The organism is Pseudomonas sp. B20(2017) (assembly GCF_002113125.1).
GTDB lineage: Bacteria > Pseudomonadota > Gammaproteobacteria > Pseudomonadales > Pseudomonadaceae > Aquipseudomonas.
The window spans coordinates 1-1,191 of sequence record NZ_NEJP01000032.1 but is presented as its reverse complement, the minus strand read 5'-3'; the positions used below and the strand labels follow the sequence as shown (position 1 = coordinate 1,191).

Here is a 1,191-nt window from a genome sequence, read left to right as displayed (position 1 = left end):
GCTCGCTTGTATGCTGGTACTTGAAGGGAGGAGGAGGGACAAGGCTCGATTCTGACTGTTGGCGCAGTACAGATCCGTGGGAGATTTCGCCCCTCCTCCTTTCACCCAAGCGCCGATAAAGAATGCATCTGGCTAGACCGACGATAGGAACAAGCCTGCGCCTCTGGGTGAGCCCTTCAAGTGCTCAAAACCATATCTCGGGGGGTGTTCAATGGCAATGTCGGTTTCTGTTTCCAAGCCAATCGTGGGCGTGGATGTCGCCAAAGATGAACTGGTGATCTACCAGACCGAACTGGATCTGCTGGAGACGCTTCCCAATAACAAGCCAGCCATCAAGAAATGGCTGAAAACCTTGCCGGCACCGGTCGACGTAGCAATTGAGTCGACCAATATCTATCACTTGGAATTCGCCGATCTGGCCCATGATGCCGGCTGCACGATTTACATGGTCGGTGGCTATGAACTAAGCCACTACCGCAAAGGTGTGAAGGTTCGCGCCAAAACCGACGCGCTGGATGCAAAGCTGCTCGCCCGTTATCTGAAAAACGAATATGAAGAGCTTCACCCATGGACTCCACCCTCGCCGCTGTATCGTCAGCTCTTGAGCCTTTTCCGCCGGCGCGCCGCGCTGGTTCAGGCACGAGTTGGCCTGGTACAGAGCTGGGCAAATGAGCCGCTGCTCAAAGCCGCTTTTGCCGAGCAAATAGCCTCAATGCAGAGGCTTGAAGTGCTGGTCGAGAAGATGATCAACGACCTCCTTAAAGAGGCCGGTTTACTTGTCCATCTAAGGCGCTGCATGAAAGTTGAAGGCATAGGCTTTTTGACTGGCGCTCGCCTGATCGCGGCGTTTCAACGGGGCGAGTTCAAAAACGCTGACGCATTCATCGCTTTTTTGGGGATGGATTTACGGGTTTCACAGTCGGGACAGAAGGACGGTCGCCGCAGTCTGACAAAACGAGGTGATCCGGAGGCGCGCCGACTTTTGCACAATGCAGCCATGTCGGCCAGCCGAACAGCGACCTGGAAAGGTTTTTATGAAGAGCAACGAGCTAAAGGGTTCAGCACCACTCAGGCACTGGTGATTCTGGCCCGTAAACTTGCTCGGGTCGTATTCGCACTACTAAAGGGGCAGAGCGAATACCAGCCGAAAGCAAGTTGAGGGTTGCCCCTCAACCATAGAATCTCCCACAG

Annotated in this window: 1 protein-coding gene; it reads left to right on the top strand. The window is 54.3% G+C overall.

The features are described 5' to 3' along the window. Positions 1-211: 211 nt before the first annotated feature. Positions 212-1,159, top strand: a complete 948-nt coding sequence (locus tag CAF63_RS28165; RefSeq protein ID WP_085690641.1) for an IS110 family transposase — start codon at positions 212-214, stop codon at positions 1,157-1,159. The last annotated feature ends 32 nt before the right edge of the window (positions 1,160-1,191 follow it).

Bases quoted from the DNA above. Each gene is read 5' to 3' on its own strand.
- CAF63_RS28165 (WP_085690641.1), top strand. From the start codon at position 212: ATGGCAATGTCGGTTTCTGTTTCCAAGCCAATCGTGGGCGTGGATGTC.